This is a genomic window from Peptostreptococcus sp. MV1, assembly GCF_000758885.1.
Taxonomy (GTDB): domain Bacteria; phylum Bacillota; class Clostridia; order Peptostreptococcales; family Peptostreptococcaceae; genus Peptostreptococcus.
The window spans coordinates 1-17,818 of the sequence record NZ_JRNB01000092.1; the positions used below are offsets into that span (position 1 = coordinate 1).

General features: G+C 38.0%; 23 protein-coding genes. 20 read left to right on the forward strand and 3 right to left on the reverse strand.

Going from position 1 to position 17,818, the window contains the following annotated elements; all coding sequences use genetic code 11:
- The first annotated feature begins 352 nt into the window (after positions 1 to 352).
- Positions 353 to 1,711: a 23S rRNA (uracil(1939)-C(5))-methyltransferase RlmD gene (gene rlmD, locus HMPREF1639_RS06770; protein ID WP_036764721.1), complete on the forward strand. Its 1,359-nt coding sequence runs from the start codon at positions 353 to 355 to the stop codon at positions 1,709 to 1,711.
- An 83-nt stretch (positions 1,712 to 1,794) separates the two neighbouring features.
- Here the strand turns inward: rlmD and HMPREF1639_RS06775 are convergent, their stop codons facing one another.
- The 3 genes from HMPREF1639_RS06775 to HMPREF1639_RS08970 all read right to left on the reverse strand — a co-directional run bounded on the left by HMPREF1639_RS06775 (position 1,795) and on the right by HMPREF1639_RS08970 (position 4,677).
- Positions 1,795 to 3,030 (reverse strand): site-specific integrase, encoded by a 1,236-nt coding sequence (locus HMPREF1639_RS06775; protein ID WP_036764722.1) that lies wholly within the window; start codon positions 3,028 to 3,030, stop codon positions 1,795 to 1,797.
- A gap of 123 nt (positions 3,031 to 3,153) precedes the next feature.
- Positions 3,154 to 3,702: a PH domain-containing protein gene (locus HMPREF1639_RS06780; protein ID WP_084572483.1), complete on the reverse strand. Its 549-nt coding sequence runs from the start codon at positions 3,700 to 3,702 to the stop codon at positions 3,154 to 3,156.
- 24 nt (positions 3,703 to 3,726) lie between these two features.
- Entirely contained in the window at positions 3,727 to 4,677 is a 951-nt protein-coding gene (locus HMPREF1639_RS08970; RefSeq protein WP_052045449.1) for a helix-turn-helix domain-containing protein, read from the reverse strand.
- A gap of 186 nt (positions 4,678 to 4,863) precedes the next feature.
- Here HMPREF1639_RS08970 and HMPREF1639_RS06790 point away from each other — a divergent pair, with 186 nt between their 5' ends.
- From HMPREF1639_RS06790 to HMPREF1639_RS06875, 19 genes are all read left to right on the forward strand, one after another.
- Complete coding sequence (locus HMPREF1639_RS06790; protein ID WP_036764726.1) at positions 4,864 to 5,070, forward strand: helix-turn-helix transcriptional regulator; 207 nt, start codon at positions 4,864 to 4,866, stop codon at positions 5,068 to 5,070.
- 22 nt (positions 5,071 to 5,092) lie between these two features.
- Positions 5,093 to 5,302, forward strand: a complete 210-nt coding sequence (locus HMPREF1639_RS06795) for a helix-turn-helix domain-containing protein (RefSeq protein ID WP_036764728.1) — start codon at positions 5,093 to 5,095, stop codon at positions 5,300 to 5,302.
- A 133-nt stretch (positions 5,303 to 5,435) separates the two neighbouring features.
- The gene (locus tag HMPREF1639_RS06800) at positions 5,436 to 5,711 is read left to right on the forward strand and encodes a hypothetical protein (protein WP_036764729.1); all 276 of its coding nucleotides are present in this window, start codon (positions 5,436 to 5,438) and stop codon (positions 5,709 to 5,711) included.
- A complete protein-coding gene (locus HMPREF1639_RS06805; RefSeq protein ID WP_036764731.1) occupies positions 5,692 to 5,934 on the forward strand; it encodes a hypothetical protein in 243 nt (80 codons plus the stop codon). Before HMPREF1639_RS06800 ends, HMPREF1639_RS06805 begins: the two co-directional genes overlap by 20 nt.
- 217 nt (positions 5,935 to 6,151) lie before the next feature.
- Positions 6,152 to 6,565: a hypothetical protein gene (locus tag HMPREF1639_RS08975; protein WP_156955959.1), complete on the forward strand. Its 414-nt coding sequence runs from the start codon at positions 6,152 to 6,154 to the stop codon at positions 6,563 to 6,565.
- Positions 6,565 to 7,752, forward strand: a complete 1,188-nt coding sequence (locus HMPREF1639_RS06815; protein ID WP_036764733.1) for a DUF2800 domain-containing protein — start codon at positions 6,565 to 6,567, stop codon at positions 7,750 to 7,752. Before HMPREF1639_RS08975 ends, HMPREF1639_RS06815 begins: the two co-directional genes overlap by 1 nt.
- Positions 7,753 to 7,754: 2 nt before the next feature.
- The gene (locus HMPREF1639_RS06820; RefSeq protein ID WP_036764735.1) at positions 7,755 to 8,321 is read left to right on the forward strand and encodes a DUF2815 family protein; all 567 of its coding nucleotides are present in this window, start codon (positions 7,755 to 7,757) and stop codon (positions 8,319 to 8,321) included.
- 63 nt (positions 8,322 to 8,384) lie between these two features.
- Positions 8,385 to 8,585, forward strand: coding sequence for a hypothetical protein (locus HMPREF1639_RS06825; RefSeq protein ID WP_036764737.1), 201 nt, complete (start codon positions 8,385 to 8,387; stop codon positions 8,583 to 8,585).
- 2 nt (positions 8,586 to 8,587) lie between these two features.
- On the forward strand, positions 8,588 to 10,564 hold the full coding sequence (locus HMPREF1639_RS06830) for a DNA polymerase (RefSeq protein WP_036764740.1): 1,977 nt from the start codon (positions 8,588 to 8,590) through the stop codon (positions 10,562 to 10,564).
- 10 nt (positions 10,565 to 10,574) lie between these two features.
- Positions 10,575 to 10,871: a DUF3310 domain-containing protein gene (locus HMPREF1639_RS06835; protein ID WP_198021073.1), complete on the forward strand. Its 297-nt coding sequence runs from the start codon at positions 10,575 to 10,577 to the stop codon at positions 10,869 to 10,871.
- Positions 10,872 to 10,925: 54 nt separating this feature from the next.
- Positions 10,926 to 11,069 carry a hypothetical protein gene (locus HMPREF1639_RS09280; protein WP_156955960.1) on the forward strand — a complete coding sequence of 48 codons (144 nt, stop codon included), beginning with the start codon at positions 10,926 to 10,928 and terminating at the stop codon, positions 11,067 to 11,069.
- Positions 11,070 to 11,080: 11 nt separating this feature from the next.
- Complete coding sequence (locus tag HMPREF1639_RS08980) at positions 11,081 to 11,560, forward strand: hypothetical protein (protein ID WP_052045451.1); 480 nt, start codon at positions 11,081 to 11,083, stop codon at positions 11,558 to 11,560.
- A gap of 5 nt (positions 11,561 to 11,565) precedes the next feature.
- Positions 11,566 to 11,874, forward strand: coding sequence for a hypothetical protein (locus HMPREF1639_RS06845; protein WP_036764743.1), 309 nt, complete (start codon positions 11,566 to 11,568; stop codon positions 11,872 to 11,874).
- An 8-nt stretch (positions 11,875 to 11,882) separates the two neighbouring features.
- Positions 11,883 to 12,425: a hypothetical protein gene (locus tag HMPREF1639_RS06850; RefSeq protein WP_036764745.1), complete on the forward strand. Its 543-nt coding sequence runs from the start codon at positions 11,883 to 11,885 to the stop codon at positions 12,423 to 12,425.
- 18 nt (positions 12,426 to 12,443) lie between these two features.
- Positions 12,444 to 14,924, forward strand: coding sequence for a virulence-associated E family protein (locus tag HMPREF1639_RS06855; protein ID WP_036764747.1), 2,481 nt, complete (start codon positions 12,444 to 12,446; stop codon positions 14,922 to 14,924).
- A gap of 313 nt (positions 14,925 to 15,237) precedes the next feature.
- The gene (locus HMPREF1639_RS06860; protein WP_036764749.1) at positions 15,238 to 15,549 is read left to right on the forward strand and encodes a VRR-NUC domain-containing protein; all 312 of its coding nucleotides are present in this window, start codon (positions 15,238 to 15,240) and stop codon (positions 15,547 to 15,549) included.
- A gap of 4 nt (positions 15,550 to 15,553) precedes the next feature.
- Positions 15,554 to 16,918, forward strand: a complete 1,365-nt coding sequence (locus HMPREF1639_RS06865; protein ID WP_036764753.1) for a DEAD/DEAH box helicase — start codon at positions 15,554 to 15,556, stop codon at positions 16,916 to 16,918.
- A 2-nt stretch (positions 16,919 to 16,920) separates the two neighbouring features.
- Positions 16,921 to 17,325 (forward strand): hypothetical protein, encoded by a 405-nt coding sequence (locus tag HMPREF1639_RS06870; protein ID WP_036764756.1) that lies wholly within the window; start codon positions 16,921 to 16,923, stop codon positions 17,323 to 17,325.
- A gap of 262 nt (positions 17,326 to 17,587) precedes the next feature.
- The gene (locus HMPREF1639_RS06875; protein ID WP_156955961.1) at positions 17,588 to 17,788 is read left to right on the forward strand and encodes a hypothetical protein; all 201 of its coding nucleotides are present in this window, start codon (positions 17,588 to 17,590) and stop codon (positions 17,786 to 17,788) included.
- Positions 17,789 to 17,818 lie beyond the last annotated feature (30 nt).

Below are 17,818 nucleotides of genomic sequence, written 5' to 3' on the forward strand. Positions count from 1 at the left end.
TTAGCGTTGGGAGAGAATTTTTTCTCTCACCAACGCTAAATATTATACAACCAATTAAATCTAAAAAACAAGGCTGTCGATAAAATAAAATTTCGGCAGCCTTTAATATTTTGTGTGTATTTCTAATGACTATTTTTTTTGCAAAGATAAGTGAAATATGACTATATAAAACTTTTTATGAATATAAATTAAAGTAAACTTGTGTGATATAATAGGATAAGGATGATAAGCCAAGACCTATCCTTTATGTGTATAAGTGTGTGCAATTGTTGATAGGGTATGGCTAAAATCATATTCAAGGAAAAAGAGATAAATACAAGATATTACTAATAAATATATAGAAGGATGGAAGATGTTAGAAAAGGGAAAAAAATACGAGTGTAAAATAGTGGACATGGGCCAGACAGGTGTAGGAATAGGCAAGCATGAGGGATTTACAGTCTTTGTAGATGGTGCCCTACTAGGTGAAGTGGTCGATGTCAAAATAAAGAAATCAAAGAAAAAGTATGCAGAAGGGGTAGTATCAAAGATAAAGGTCAGGTCTCCATACAGGGTTGACAGGGTCTGTAATCCAAAGTATTCAAACTGTGGAGGATGTCAGATTCAGGAATTGGACTACGAGAAGCAGTTAGACCTCAAGACAAACATAGTCAAGGCAGACCTAAAGAGAATTGGTGGTCTAGATGATGTGCAGGTCTTTGATGCCATAGGAATGGACCAGCCATTTAGGTATAGGAACAAGGCTCAATTTCCGGTCCAGATGGAAGATGGCAGGGTCAAGATAGGCTTCTATAGGAAGAAGAGTCACGATATTATAGATATGGACAAGTGTGTAATCCAGGATGAGAAAAATGACCTGATAATAGACATAATTAGAAGGTATATTGAAGAAGAAAATATCAGTATATACGATGAAAAGACTCATAAGGGTATCCTAAGGCATATAGTGACCAAGGTAGGCTTTACAAGTGGTCAGGTCATGGTAGTCTTGGTAGCGACAGAAGATAGGTTCAAGAATTTAGATAGGCTGATAGAAGTCCTGGAAAGAGAAGTGGCAGGATTTACTAGCTTGGTTGTTAATATAAATAAGGACAAGACCAATGTAATCTTGGGTAGGAAAAATATCAATAAATACGGTAGGGGTAAAATCATTGATAATATAGGCGATTTAAAGTTTGAAATATCTCCACTGTCGTTTTTCCAGGTAAATCCTATCCAGACAGAGGTACTATACAGCAAGGCTCTAGAATATGCCGACCTAAAAGAAGGAGATAGGGTCTTTGATATCTATTGTGGAATTGGAACGATATCACTCTTCCTAGCTCAGAAGGCTGAATTTGTATACGGGGTAGAGATTGTAGAAGATGCAATCAAGGATGCCAGACTCAATGCAGACCTAAATGGAATGGACAACCTAGAATTTTTCGTGGGTAAGGCAGAGGAAGTTGTGCCTAAAATCTACAAGGAAGGCAAGAGGGCCAATGTGGTCGTAGTGGACCCACCAAGGAAGGGATGCGATGAAAGGGTGCTGGATACTATAGTCGATATGGAGCCTGATAGGGTGGTCTATGTTAGCTGTAATCCTAGTACACTGGCTAGGGACTTGAGGTATTTGGAAGATAGGGGCTATAGGTGTGAGAAAGTACAACCTGTAGATTTATTTCCACACAGCGTTCATGTGGAAAGTGTGACACTTTTGTCCAAGAGATAAAGCTATTTTCAATGACTATAAGGGCTTAGTTTATACACTTTGTCCACCATTTGTCCACGGTTATTTTATCCGTGGACAAGTTTTTATAATTTGACCACGTCTGCTAATATGTCTATACTTTGTGCTTGCATCTTAAGTGTATTATGCGTGTAGGCAAAGGTCTGTTCAATATTTGCGTGTCCTAATCTTTCTGCAACATCAACGGGGTTGGCTCCATTTTCCATTAGTATAGTAGCGTGTGTGTGTCTTAGACTGTGAAAGTTGAATTTAATCTTCAGATTATTTCTAATGACCTTAGAATAGTATTTTTCTGTATCTGAGTCACAATACACCCCATTTTCCCTAACACATACAAGGTTTAGTGGGGGGAGATCCAGCGGTATAACAGACTCAATTATCTTGTAAATATCATTTCCAGCATCATCTTTTTCAACTCTTTTATATAAGGTTGTGTAATACCTGCCATAAAATAACCTATTTTCTTGTTGTCTTATTTTTTCCTTTTTAAGCTCACTAATGGTCCAATCATCAAGCTTTACTATCCTGTCAGATTTATACGTTTTGGGCGTGCCTATAAACCACCCAAAGCCTTTTGTTTGACGTGTCATATCAGCATACCTTTTATACACTGATTTACTGATATGTAAAGTTTTATTTTTAAAATCGATATCGTCCCATGAGATGCCATAGACTTCTGACTTCCTTAATCCCGCCATATATCCTAGTATGGTTGGTATGTAGAATGGATGACCTGGTGGAAATTTATCCAGTATCCTTTTAAAGTCTTTTACGCTTATAACGTATCTTATAGAATCTCTTGGCTCAAATCGAGGTATTTTAACGGGTGACGCAGGGTTAAACTGAATCAGTTTTAGTGGTTCTATTGCATAATCAAGAGCGCTGGATAGTGTCGTAAATATCCCAACGGTATGTGATTTTGAGTAGCCCTTTATTTTAAAGTTATTAACAAACATTTGTACGGCTGTAGGTTTTAGTGCTGATAATTTATACTCACCTAATGCAGGCTTTATATGGTGTTCTATGTGACCTCTATAATTGAGTAAAGTGTTATACTTATAATTTAGCTTGCAGTATTCTTCAAACCATAGATCCATGTAATCTGATATTGACATATCTGATGCTGTAAATGTAAGCCCCGTATTGTTATATTCATTAAGGGCCTTAGTGCCAGCTTCTAGTGCTTCTTTCTTAGTCCTAAAACCGCCCTTAGACTTTTGTTTCCTTTTACCACCAACTGAAGCTATTTCAAATCGATATTCCCAGTTACTGCCACGCTTTCTAGTATTTACTTCTGCCATTGTAATTTCTCCTTTCCTGGTGTATAATTGTATTATAAAAGGACACACCTATAGTGTGCTTTTGTGTGTAAGAAGTAGTTGATCCGCCAAGATTCTGACTACTTCTTTTTTATATCTGTTGTACTAAAGGTCTAACAATTGTTTTTTCTTGCTATCAAACTCTTCCATAGTGACAAGACCTAAATCTAACAACTCTTTTAATTTCTTGATTTCCCCATACGGGTCATTTCCTATTTGTGTGTTTTGTGTGTTTTGTGTAGTATCAACAACCACATTAATTGTAGAATCATTCGTTCTAAGATGTCCTAGAATACAGTCACGCATTTTGGCTGCATAGACTCCTGACATCTCGCACTCAAATGACCCGCCAGAATATTGGATTTTAATACCACCTTTAAAGATTTTTCTAAGTCCTTCTGTTTCAACAGATGATATTTTCGAAAACTCAATAGATTTAACTTTTGCATTAAATAGTTTTTCATTTAGCAGTAGCACCCTTCTATCAGTACACGCCAGCAGCCATTTTTTCTTATCAATCTTACACCTATGTGCAAACTCAATGATCTCGTTACTATCTAACACATCTAAGATGTTCATTAATACACCGAAAGGTGTTGCGATAACCCCCATGCTTGATAATAAATTCCTTAAAGTTTTCTGGTCATACATCATGGTCTCCCTCTCTCTCTAATTGTGCTATTCAGTGATTGGTGTAAAACTATCTACTACCTTACCCACGATATTAAAATACGTACCATCACTAACTGGTACTGGTATATATTTTACTGGGTATCTATCATTAACAGACACCAATCTAAATCTATCACCATCATTGTATAATTTCTTAACGTAGCTCTCCCCTGCATAGTCAACTACGTATATGTTACCATTTATGTTATCATACCCTGATTTTACTAAGATTATGTCACCGTCATGGTATTCCGGTTCCATGCTATCCCCTTTTACTTTGGTGGCAAAGTCATAAGACTTAAAAGAAGTACGGTTTGTGTAGCATGTAGAAACCTCATTATCTCCATATAGATATCCGCTGCCAGCAGAAACTTTTTCCGTATACTCAAATATGGTGTATTCAGGGTTCGTAGAATCACTAAAGTTATCGGATAGTGTGTTGATTAATTTGTTAAACTGTTTTTGCTCAACTTTACGATTTTCTGAGTGTATATTTTCCATCATGGATTCCCAGGCATCAATAAATATGTCGTGTGATACATAGAGTACTTCCTCGTTTTGGTCATTAACCAAACTTACCATATCATCATTATATAAATCATTAAATCCAAGTTGAAAAGAATACCCCATTGACTCTATAAAATCTATCATATTTTTTGTTTTTTGCATCTTATCCTGCAAGTCAGCATTTAGTAAACCTTTGTAATCTAGATCAGATTCTAAGCTAAGTAAATAATTGTTTAAGTATGAGGGTTTATCAAATTCTGATATTAATTTCTCAGGGTCAATATTGAGACCACTACAAATCTTAAGATAGTTTTCTATACTTGTTTTTCTTATGTCTCTGCTAAGTATATCCCTAAGTGTAGAATAGGGAATTCCAATATATTCGGAAAAACTTTTTACCGTAAATTCACGAAATTTTATTAATTCTTTCAAATAATCTTCAATACTCATGTACACCACATCCTTTTTACCTTATTGTATACGAAAAACCGTATAAATGCAATAGGTTTTACTTAAAAAAATAAAATATGCGAAATTCCATGTTGACATAGTACGAAATTTCGTATAGACTAATGGTGAGGACGCAACACGGAAATTCGTGTTAAAAATATAGAAGTGTGAAAGGGCGTGATATTCATGTATTTTAACTTAAAACAGGAACTTAAAGCAAGCCAGATAACTCAAAATCAATTATCTGAGTTATTAGGTGTTAGGGGGGCAACCATAAGCGATAAGATTAATGGAAAATCTAAATTTACTGTAGATGAAGCGTTTAGGATTAAAAAAGCATTTTTCCCCAAGTATGATCTGGAATACCTCTTTACGTTTTCACAAACATACTAAATTAAAAGGTGAGGTGTTGTATTTGAAAGAATTACTAACAGTTGCAGAAGTGGCCATGCACTTAAAAGTGAATAAAAATACTGTATATGGATATAAAAAGGCAGGTCTTCTTAAGTTTATGAAGCTTGGCAAGTTGAAGTGTAGGGAACAGGACTTAGAAGATTTCAAGGAATGGTGCGTAGGAAAAGATGTGACAGATCCATTCAATGTAAAAATACTAGAAGAGAATTGAGGTGATTAATTTGAGGGGTATTGACAATTTTCTAGGTGCTATTTGGTATGCAGCCTTGATAGGGCTTGAGTATACCAAGATGGCTTGGTATAAGTGGCAAAATATATAAGTTTTAGGAGAGAGGTGGGTTAAAATGAGAATCGAGAGAGGTGTTGGAATCATAGCACATAAACAGGTTACATTGAAATCTAATATTAAGTTCGTTATTAAAGGAGAAGATTTAGTGGAATTAAATCAGGTGATAAAAGATGAAGATTTGACACTTGATGAAGTTGCAGATGGGTTTAGTCAAATATTTATTAATACTTTAGAAGATGAGCTATTCGGTGACTATGTTAATCTAACTATTGAAGTTGATACTAAAGTGATAGATGTAGGGGGTGGTGGAGATGAGTCAGGCGATGTATAGAATCTGTAAAAATAGCGAGGGCATTAGTATCGCTTGTCAGAAATATCGTGATGGGTCAGATTATATCAGTCGTTTAGGTGGATGTGTGGATAATGACATGTTGACATCTGCACTTGCTTTTGTTGAAGACTGTTCAGATGAGGATTTTACAGGTAAAGATTTATGGAATATTTTCTTTAAAGTCCTACGTGGAGACTATAATGTCTATGAGTACGAAGAATAAGTAGGGGGTGATTAAATTGAGAGATGAAGAGTTGAAAGATTATCAAGACTTCTTAAAGTCAGACGATTATCTTGGATGGCAATACGAAGAAAGCGACGACTAATAAAATCAGTCAATCGCTTTAAAAGAAATTAGTTAAGTTAATCATGTTAATTATAACACAGTAAAGGAGAGTAATACAATGATAAAAGTTGAAATTGATGTTAATGTAAGAGGTTTGGATTTTTTAAAAGGCTTTATCGGGGCTAGTGTGGGCCCTGGGATATCAGAGGATAATGGCCCTATATGGACTACTAATGAAGTGCCAAAAGAGGAGATACCTCAACCAACAGCACAGCCAATAGTACAGCCAATAGTACAGCCAACAGCACAGCCAGTACAACCAGTACAACCAGTACAACCAACAGCACAGCCTACTCAGACAGTTACTGCGCCAGTTAGTGAAGTGGCTTACACGTTTGACCAGTTGACTAAGGCAGCTATAGGACTAGTACAGTCAGGTAAGATTAAGTCTACAGACTTAACACCAGTGTTAGTTAATGGATTTGGTGTAAATCAGATGAGTGATTTGAAGCCTGAGCAGTACAACGACTTTGCTGCTAAGCTAAAAGAACTTGGTGGGGTGATCTAATGCCAGAAGAACATGCAAAATTAAGTGCTAGTGGGTCTAATAGATGGATAAACTGTCCTGGATCTATAGTGCTTGAAAGAAGTTTTGAAGAAAAAGAGTCAGAATACGCAGAAGAGGGTAGACTGGCCCACTCAGTGGCAGAGTTGAAATTAACTAAGTACTTTAAAAAAGGCATAGGCCCTAAGAAGTTTAAAAGTGCTATGGACGAATTTAAGAAGTCACCATACTGGAATAAATCAATGGATGATTATACAGATGACTATTTTGAATTCGTAAAAGAAAAGGCCTTATCTTATCCAGACAGGCCATTCGTAGACGTAGAACTTAGGGTGGACTATTCGAATATAGCACCTGAGGGGTTTGGAACTTGCGACTGCATTATGCTTCATGGTGAAGAGTTATCCATCATTGACCTAAAGTATGGTACCGGCGTGAAAGTGGATGCCAAGGATAACTCACAACTGATGTTATACGCTTTGGGGGCATACAACATGTTCTCAATAATTTATGGCATTAAGACAATTCACTTGTCTATAGTGCAGCCTAGGTTAGGTCACTTTGACACCCACACAATTGGAATAGATGAACTACTGGCCTTTGGAGAAAGGATAAAGCCGATAGCCCTAGAGGCATTTAATGACTCAGACAAACTGGCTGTAGGTGATCACTGTGGATTTTGTAAGGCTAAGTCAAAGTGTAGGACTAGAGCAGAAGCAATGTTTAAGCCTATAGAAGATCACATACTACCTATTATGAATGGTGAGCCAGGTAATCTACTAACTAGTGAGGAGATAGGAGAGTTACTAACAAAGATAGAGGGTGTGGCCGACTGGATAAAGAAGCTTGATGCAGAAGCCTTAGCAGAGGCCCTAGCAGGTAATACAGTAACAGGATATAAGCTAGTAGAGGGTAGGAGTAATAGGAAGATTACTGATGAAGCCTTGGCAGTGAGTAAGCTAGTATCCGCGGGATATGAAGAGCCACTACTGTACGAAAGAAAGTTACTATCTATGACTAACTTAGAAAAGCTAGTTGGTAAAAAGGACTTTGCGAGTATCTTAGATGGTGTGATAGAAAAGCCACCAGGTAAGCCAACACTTGTTAAGGCTAGTGATAAAAGAAAAGAATACGTCTTAAATGACGCTAAAAGTATGTTTAATAATTTAGATAAAGAAAAGGAGAATTAATTATGGCACAGCAGATAACAACAACAGAGGTAAGACTAAGCTACGTAAATGTATTTGTGGCAAGAGAGGACCAAAGCGGTAGATTAAAATACGGGGTAACTTGTCTGTTACCTAAGACAGATGTAAATGGATATAACATGTTAATGCAGGCTATCCAGGCAGAAGCACAGGCAGAGGCTAATGGAAAGTTAAAGGGCGTATCAATTCAGCACGTAAAACACCCAATCCATGATGGTGATGGGGTTACTCAAAATGGTACACCATTCGGAGACGAGTGCAAAGGCCACTGGGTATTTACTGCATCTTGTAGTGAGGATAGACCGCCTTCAGTGGTAGACCAGAGAGTACAGCCTATCCAGGATAGGTCACAAGTATATAGCGGGTGTTATGGCCACGTAGCCTTATCCATATATGTTTATGACAACCAGTCAAAGGGGATAGGTTTTGGCCTTAATGGTCTTCAGAAGACAAGAGATGGTGAGGCACTAGGATTTAGCTTTAATGCACAGGACGCATTTACGGCAGTAGCTATGCCGGCAGTAGATCCTATTACAGGACAGCCAGTATAATACATGAACTTAATAGAGGGGTTTTTACCCCTCTTTATTTTACCGATGTAGGGGGTTAAAAATATGGAATTTGAAGTTTTTATAAACGCATTAAATGAAATAATTGATAAAGCTAAAGAAAGAGATGTTGAAATAGACGAAGTTGATATCCTGGCAGACAACTACTATAACTGTATTCAGTTTTCATCAAAGGGGGTTATCGTGGCTGACTTAGACCTTACTGAAAGTGGACCATATAACTTCTATGGAGTTTTGAGGGATTAGCTATGAAGCACTTAAATATAGATATAGAAACCTATTCAGATGTAGATATCACCAGTAGCGGGGCTTATAAATATGTAGAAGACCCAGCATTTGAGGTCCTTATGTTTGCCTACTCAATAGATTTTGGAGAAGTTCAAATAATAGACCTGGCACAGGGTGAGGTCCTACCTGATGAAATAATTAAGGCTATGGCAGATGATGAAGTAATCAAACATGCATATAATGCTTCGTTTGAGTATAACGCACTTTTGGCAGCCGGATATGATGTAGGTACTAGGTGTGGTTGGCGTTGTTCAATGTTTCATGCTATGTATCTAGGCTATCCGGGGGGACTGGCCAAGACAGGCAATGCTATAGGGCTACCGCAGGATAAGAAGAAAGATTCAGCAGGTAAGGCACTTATTAATTACTTCTCTAAGCCTTGTAAGCCAACTAAGGTTAACGGTGGTAGACTTAGAAATCTACCCCACCACGATCTAGACAAGTGGGAGATGTTTAAGGACTACTGTAAGCAGGACGTTGTGGCAGAGATGGAGATATATAAGAGATTATCTATATTTCCAGTACCTGATATTGAACAGAGGCTGTGGGAGTTATCAGACTCAATGAATGCTTTAGGCGTTAAGGTGGATGTAGACCTGGTAGATGGCGCACTAGCCATTGATGATGAGTCATCTGATAGGCTTATTAAAAGGGCCAAGGAAGCAACTGGGCTAGATAATCCTAATTCAACTAAGCAGGTGCTTGAGTGGCTACAGGAAAGGGTAGACGGAGTTGAAAACACCAACAAGGAAACAGTAGCAAGTCTTCTATCAAGAGATGATATATCTAGTGAGGTCAGGGAGTTTTTGAAAATCAGACAGGAACTGGCCAAGGCCTCTATAAGCAAGTATAAGGCCATGGATGTATGCAAGGGCAGAGGTGATAGGGTAAGGGGACTGCTACAGGTGTATGGAGCCAACAGGACCGGTAGATGGGCAGGAAGATTAGTCCAGGTACAGAACTTACCTAGAAACTACTTAGACAACCTAGAGACCATTAGAGATGTTATTAAGACTAAGAATCTTGACTTACTACAGCTTGTATGTGGGAACGCTTCTGACACCCTATCACAGCTTATCAGGACGGCTTTTATACCAACTGAAGGTAATAAGTTTGTAGTGGCTGACTATTCAGCCATAGAGGCGAGAGTGGTAGCCTGGCTAGCTGGTGAAGAGTGGGTCAACAAGGTATTTGCTACCCACGGAAAGATATACGAAGCTACAGCAAGTCAAATGTTTGGCGTGCCTTTTGAACTAATTAAAAAGGGTAATCCAGAGTATGAGTTAAGGCAGCGTGGCAAGGTCGCAACACTTGCCCTGGGTTATCAGGGTGGCGTAGGTGCCCTAGTTGCTATGGGTGCCGATAAGATGGGCCTTAGTGAAGATGAAATGACTGAAATAGTTGATAAGTGGAGAGGGGCAAACCCTAACATAGTTAAGCTATGGCACGGTCTAAATCGGGCTTGTATAAAGGCCCTACAGACAGGAAAAGACCAAGAGATAAGAGGTCTTAGGATTAGGTATGAGTGTGAAGCTATATACGGCCAGTCATTTTTAACAATCCAGCTACCTAGTGGACGAAAGCTATTTTATCCAAAACCATACATCAAGGATAATCAATTTGACAAGCCAGCAATCCACTTTTTCTCACAGAAAAACACCAAGTGGTATCCTGAAAGCACCTATGGGGGTAAGCTAACAGAAAACTGTGTACAGGCTATTGCCAGGGACTGCTTGGCAGACCTATTGATTAAATTAGATAGTAGGTTTAAAAACCACCCAGTAGTAATGCACATTCATGATGAGGTTGTGTTAGATGCCGGCCAAGACCTTACACTTGACGAAGTATGCGAGATAATGGCAGAGCCGGTAGGATGGGCACCTGGGTTAGTGTTAAAAGGCGCTGGCTTTGAGTCAGAATTTTATATGAAGGATTAGGGGGTTAAACATGATAAGAAATGAAGTAGAAGAACAGATTAAGAATAAAGCGGTGGCACCATATATAGCGGGTGAAATGCCTGACATGATAAACAGTCCGGCACATTATAAGTTAGATGGCTTAGACATAGAGTCCAAGGATGTTCTAAAATCAGTCTTAGGCACTAAAGGTTATGTTCATTGGGCTTGTGGTAACGCTATGAAATACATCTTTAGGTGGGAAAAGAAAAACGGACTTGAAGACTTAAAGAAGGCCAGGAAGAACTTAGACTTTGCTATAGATACTTTAGAAAGCATTGGTGAGTGATATGGATCTAGATTATAATTTACAAATAATTACAGCGACTTACGCTGTAATTATTTGGAAGAAGCAATATGCGGCATAGACAAATACATAGATATCTCACCGACTGATGATTATAAAGCACAATTAATCGCAACAAAAAGATTGTATGGTGAATATTTAAAGAAATTAAAAGAGTGGCTTGATAGTCAGGAAAAATAGGAGGTATAAAAATGAACAATGATATTAGAAAATTAATAGATGACAACTGGGAAGATATAAAAGAGCTGATAGCCCAAAAAACAGAGGCAGAACAGAAGCCTAAGACGATATGGGACTTAAAAACAAAAGATGGAGAAGAATATTACCGTCTATATCACAATGGAGCTATAGTACTATGTGCTTTTAGCAGTAGCATGGATAGATTATTCAGGTATTTGGGCAACGCGTTCTTGACTAAAGAGGAAGCAGAATTCATGAAAGAAAGACGCAGTATAGAGGCTATTATGAGAAAATATAGCAAGCCTTTTAAATTTAATAAACATAATTACTGCTTAGTATATAACCGTTATAATGAGTCGGTCAATATCGAGAGTTATGGAGTTTTTAATTGTGGTGTGTCTTGTTTTGAAACAAAAGAAATCGCACAGCAAGTTATCGATAAAATTGGAGAAGATAGACTTAAAAAATACTGGTTTGGAGTTAAGGAGTAAATAAAATGAGTTATTTAGGTTACAGGAAGTTGCCCAAGAAGATATATTGCATTGTGATATTAATTATAGTCGCATGGATGATATTTATAACCGGATTTAGTGTAGGAAAGACAATCCAGAAAGAACAAGACAGGCTATATGTGGGCAAAGTGGTTGAAAAAGAACACGTTCCAGAAAAGATAGAAAACGGCGAGAGATTTGATGAATCTTACTATATAGTAGTTGAAGATAATCACGGAGACTATCTTAGGTATAGCGTATCAAAAGATGTTTACCAGCAAATTGATATAGGTGAGATGTATAGAAGAAAGTAGGTGGGTTGATGTCAGTACATAAATATCCCTGGATGGATGATGAAATAAGTCTCATAGCAGCTAATATTGAACATCCACCCAGAATCGTATATAAGAAATACGTTGAGAAATTTGGCAGCATAAGGTCATTTAATGCAGTAAAGTTGAAAAGACTAAAACTTATAGAAGAGCAGGACGAGGTGGATAAAGACTTAAAAGAAATTGGGCCGGCTAGAAATACACAAGCTAAGCCTAATAAGGTCATATCAAAATATGATATGGGTAGAATTCTCAAGGATGATTTAACAGAGAGGCGGAAGAGAAATGCCCAGCTAAAAGACTTCACTGAATTGGTGACTGGTAATAGCTATAGGGTGAAGTTAGCAGAGGGTCACAGCAGTGAACTTGATTTAACATTCGAGTATATGGATGACTACAACCTATATTTTAGGGCCAATAGTGGTTGCGTTGAGACTTTTCCAAGACATAGAAATTTAGTAGTAATATTTGATAAAAATTCAAATAAACTTGTGTGCAAGCCTTTAGCGTTTGCGCCTAATGATAAAGTCTAAAAAAAGGGGGGGGTAACCTTGTTTAAAAATGATAGAAAAATAACCTTGTCGGTGGGGTCAAATAGATATTCAAAAAACTGGCAAAGACAGACTATGAACTATTCTGACCTTGTTGACAAACTAAAGACCCCTACTAGATCACTTGAGAGTCTGGCCGATTACATGAAAATGAAAAAATCCCAGCAGGATGCACTAAAAGATGTTGGTGGTTTTGTCGGTGGTGTGCTAAAAGGTAACCAAAGACTTTCACATAATATCGAGTCCAGGGACCTAATTACCCTGGACTTTGATAATATCGCAAGTGGGATGACGGAAGATGTTATCAAAAGGGTTCAGATACTAGGGTGTAACTATGTTATATATTCAACTAGAAAGCATGCTAGTTATAAGCCCAGGCTTAGGATAATCATTCCTACAGATAGGACAATTACCGTAGATGAGTATGAGCCTATAGCAAGAAAAGTTGCTGCCATGATAGGGATAGAGATGGCAGACCCGACAACATTCCAGGCATCTAGACTAATGTATTGGCCGAGTTGTTCATCTGATAGCGAATACGTGTATAAGTATGAGGACAAGCCATTTTTAAACGCAGACGGTATTCTTAGTCAGTATGCAGACTGGAAGGATGTCACTTGTTGGCCGCAGGTTCCTGGGGTTGATATTAAACAAAGGCACTTAGTGGACAAGCAACAAGACCCTACTACTAAAAAAGGGCTTGTAGGGGCGTTTTGTAGGACCTATGATATATTTTCAGCCATGGATAAATTTATCCCAGGCGCCTATGAAGATACAGGAAAAGATGACAGATACACATATGCTGGTGGGTCAACATCAGGTGGTGCAGTTATATACCAAGATGGAATGTTCTTGTACTCCCACCACGCTACAGACCCTTGTAGTGGTCAGCTAGTTAATGCCTGGGACCTTATAAGGCTGCATAAGTTCTCACATCTTGACGAAGAAGCGACTGAAGGTACACCAGTATCCAAAATGCCGTCTTACGTGGCTATGAAAGAGCTTGTTAGGGTAGATAAGGCAGTTATGTCTAAGCTTGATGAAGAACGCCAGGAAGAGGCCCAGGATTATTTCAGTGACCTAGGTCAAAGTAGAGTAGGTCAAATTGTCGTAAGTCAAGATGTAACGGATAGTGTAGATCAAGTTAAAGAAATAGAAGATAGCAACTGGGTAGAGAAGCTAGAAAAAAATCCAAATACTGGAAAGAATGAAAAGTCAATAGCCAATATAGTACTAATCCTATCTAATGATAGGAATTACAAGGGTAGGATATGGTTAGATGACTTTGCGGGTAGGCTAATGGTTACTTGTCCACTACCCTGGGATAGTGGTGACGGATCGAGAGAGTGGAAAGATTCAGATGACGCCCAGCTGGCTTTAAGGTTAGAAAAGGAGTACCAGATAGCGGGCAAGGATAAGATAGAAACGGCTGTTAAGGTAGTAAGTGATAACAATAAAAGAAATGAAGTAAAAGAGCTTATAGAGTCATTTAAGTGGGATGGCGTATCGAGGATACCTACCCTGCTACACGATTATCTAGGGGCCGAACAGTCCATATATGCAGCGGATATCATGAAAAAGTCATTGGCTGCTGCCGTCGCTAGGGCGTTTAGTGATAGCGGGGTTAAGTATGACTATATGGTGATATTCACCGGTAAGCAGGGGATAGGTAAGTCTACCTTCTTGAGTAAGTTAGGTATGAACTGGTTTAGTGATAGCCTGTATAACTTTGAAGGTAAAGAGGCAGCGGAACTTATCCAAGGGACTCTGATTAATGAAGTGGGCGAGCTATCAGCCATGAATAAGTCAGAGACAGAAGCCATCAAGCAGTTTTTATCTAAAACGCATGATATCTACAGGGCTGCTTATGGAAGACATACATTTAAAAGACCTAGAAGATGTGTATTTTTTGGATCAACTAATGCCAGTGAGTTTCTAAAGGATGCCACGGGTAATAGGCGTTTTTGGCCGATAAAGGTTGGTGTAGAGCCTACTACTAAGAACATATTTAAGGACCTAGACGAGGAAATAGACCAGATATGGGCAGAAGCTTATATTTACTATATATTAGGTGAGCCTCTATATCTAGAGGGCGAGAGTGAAGCCATGTCGAAGAAGTTCCAGGAAGACTTTAGGGAGATTGACCCTTGGCAGACAGAGATAGAAGAGTTTCTTGCTATGAAGATACCCAGGGATTGGTACAGTCTTAATATTGGCCAGCAAAGGGCATACGTGCAAGGAAATCTAAAGACAGAAAGTCCATTAATCGATAGGGATAGGGTGTGCATTAAAGAGATATGGCAGGTGTGTTTTGGCACTGATATGAAATATTGCACTAAAAGAGAGTCCAATAGAATATCATCAATATTGACCGGATTATCGGGGTGGCGAAAGATAAATTCTACTGCTAGATACGGAAATTTCGGTACACAAAAAGGCTTTGAAAAAAGCAAAATAATAGTGCTAAAACAGATTAACTAATGGGCATTTTTTGTAAACCATCTTTTAATTTTGTAAACCATCTTTGGTTTACAAAAAATCTAAGTGTAAACCATCTAAACTATAAAAAATATAGATGTTTTACAAGTTGGTTTACACCGCAAAGTAGTAATTTCAATAGATTTATTAATTTGTAAACCATGTAAACCATAAATACATATATAATACAAAAAATATATAATTATAGAAAAAATATGAATCTATAATATCTATACGCGCTATATTTAATAACTCTATACGCGTACGTGATATTTTGGTTTACACGGTTTACATCTAATTTTAGGGAGATTCAGAGATGTTAGAAAGAGATGTTGAAAGACGATTAGTCAAAGATATTAAAAACCTAGGGGGGTTATGTTATAAATTCGTATCTCCAGGAAATGTGGGGGTACCAGATAGGATATTAGTGCTAGAGTCAGGAGTGATTATATTTGCCGAGATAAAAGCAGATAAGGGTAAGTTGACTATGGCGCAGAGAAGTCAGATAAGTAAAATTAGGGGACGACATCAGAGGGCGGTAGTTGTCTATGGAATCCCAGGAGTTGAAAAACTAGTTGACCTTATTAAGAGGTCTAGGTATGATTTAATACCGGATGAATTGAGGTGATCAAGTGAGTTTGAAACTACATCCATACCAAGCACATTGTGTGGATAAGATTTTGGAAAATGACAATATAGGCTTGTTCCTTGACATGGGATTAGGCAAGACCCTTATAACACTGACGAGTATAAATAAATTAAAGTATGATAGATTCTTAGTTAATAAGGTGCTAGTGATAGCACCTAAGAAGGTGGCGGAAGCTACCTGGCAAAATGAGATTGAAAAATGGCCAGAACTAAACCACCTAAAAGTGTCCACAGCGCTGGGAACAGAAAGGCAGAGAATAAAGGCCCTTAATACTACAGCAGATGTGTATATCATAAACCGGGAGAACGTGGTATGGCTAGTGGATTTATATCAGAATAATTGGCCGTTTGATATGGTGGTGTGTGATGAATTTTCCAGTTTTAAATCCTATCAGGCAAAGAGGTTTAAAGCACTAAAATCAGTTAAACCACACATCAAAAGACTTATAGGATTGACTGGAACACCAAGCCCTAATGGACTATTAGACTTGTGGAGCCAGGTGTATTTACTAGATAGTGGCCAAAGATTGGGTAAAAGCTTTTTTGGGTTTAGGGCCAATTATTTTAAGTCTGATTACATGGGCTATTCATATGAACCCGTGGAAAATACAGAAAAGCTAATCACAGATAAGATATCAGATATTTGTATTTCTATGAAGGCAGAAGATTACCTGGATCTACCACCAGTAACAGATAATATTATCCCAGTTAGATTAACACCTAAAGCAGAGAAGCAATACAAAACTATGGAGCGTGATATGATATTGGCCGTTCCTGATGCAGAAGATATAGACGCCACGAGTGCAGCAGCTTTATCTAATAAATTACTACAACTAGCCAACGGGGCAATTTATGATGAGGACCATAATTATCACGAAATCCATGGCTGTAAGATAGATGCATTTATGGAGCTTATAGAACAGCTAAATGGCAAGAGTGCGTTAGTGTTTTATAACTACCAACATGACCTTGTAAGGCTTCAGGATGTATTAGCCAAGACTAAGCTAAGGGTTAAGAAGCTAGAGGGCCCACAGGACCAACTAGACTGGAATAATGGTAAGATAGATATACTACTTACCCACCCAGCTAGTTCAGCTTATGGACTTAACCTACAGCAGGGTGGAAATCACGTAGTATGGTTTGGTCTTAACTGGAACTACGAACTATACACACAGGCAAATAAAAGACTACATAGGCAGGGCCAGACAGAAAAGGTTATAATACATCACCTGGTAACACAGGATACGAGAGATGAAGATGTTATGGAAGCCTTAAGACGTAAAGAAGACGTGCAGAACTATGTACTAGATAGCTTAAAGGCTAGAATTAAGAGGGTTAAGGGGGAGTGATCATGACACCAAAGAAATACTTAGAACAAATTCAGATATTAGAGACCAAGATAAATTTAAAAAAGGACCAGATACTAGAGGAGAGAGCAAGGGCCCAGTCGTGTACTGTAGTCATGTCAGAGAGGGTACAAACGTCACCTTGTGGAGATAGCCTACCCAACATAATTAATAGAATATGTGAGTTTGAAAAGGATATGGACAACCTAATTGATGAACTGATTGACCTAAAACGAGATATAATAGCTAAGCTAGACCAGATGACTAACCCAGACCATATCAGGATTTTAGATATGAAATATCTTAAGGGCAAGAATTTAGTTGAGGTAGCGTGCGAATTAAACTACAGCTACAGGCAGGTTAAGAGAAAACACGGATGGGCGTTAGAAGAATTCAAGCAATTTATGTAAAGATGTCCCCTAATGTCCCCGTATCATGTGATATTATGGTATCGTGGAAATATAAAGGACAGCCATTAAACACGTGTCACAATATTCAGGGCAAAAGCCTTTTATTTCCACCACTAAATTAGGAAGTTACCATAGACCTCCTTGACTTATATATTTTGAAAAGGACATCCGGTTGGGTGTCTTTTTTATTAACCGCTTGTTTGAAAAACATTAATGCGATATAATATTAGTGGTAATAATTAAACAGTTAGTTAAGGGGGGAATGAAAGTGTCATTGATATCAACTTATGTCCAGATTAAGGACGAGGACGAACCTAGGAAAACTTATAAAGTTTCAAGCATGCCTTTAGATTCAAATAGGGGTTTAATGTATAAACTGGAAGGCATAAATAGGGTTTTTCTGGAATCAGAATTGATTTTTATTGACTCAAGTAATCTGATAACAGACAAAGAGGACCTGTAATGGGTTCTTTTTTCATACAATAAATTGAAA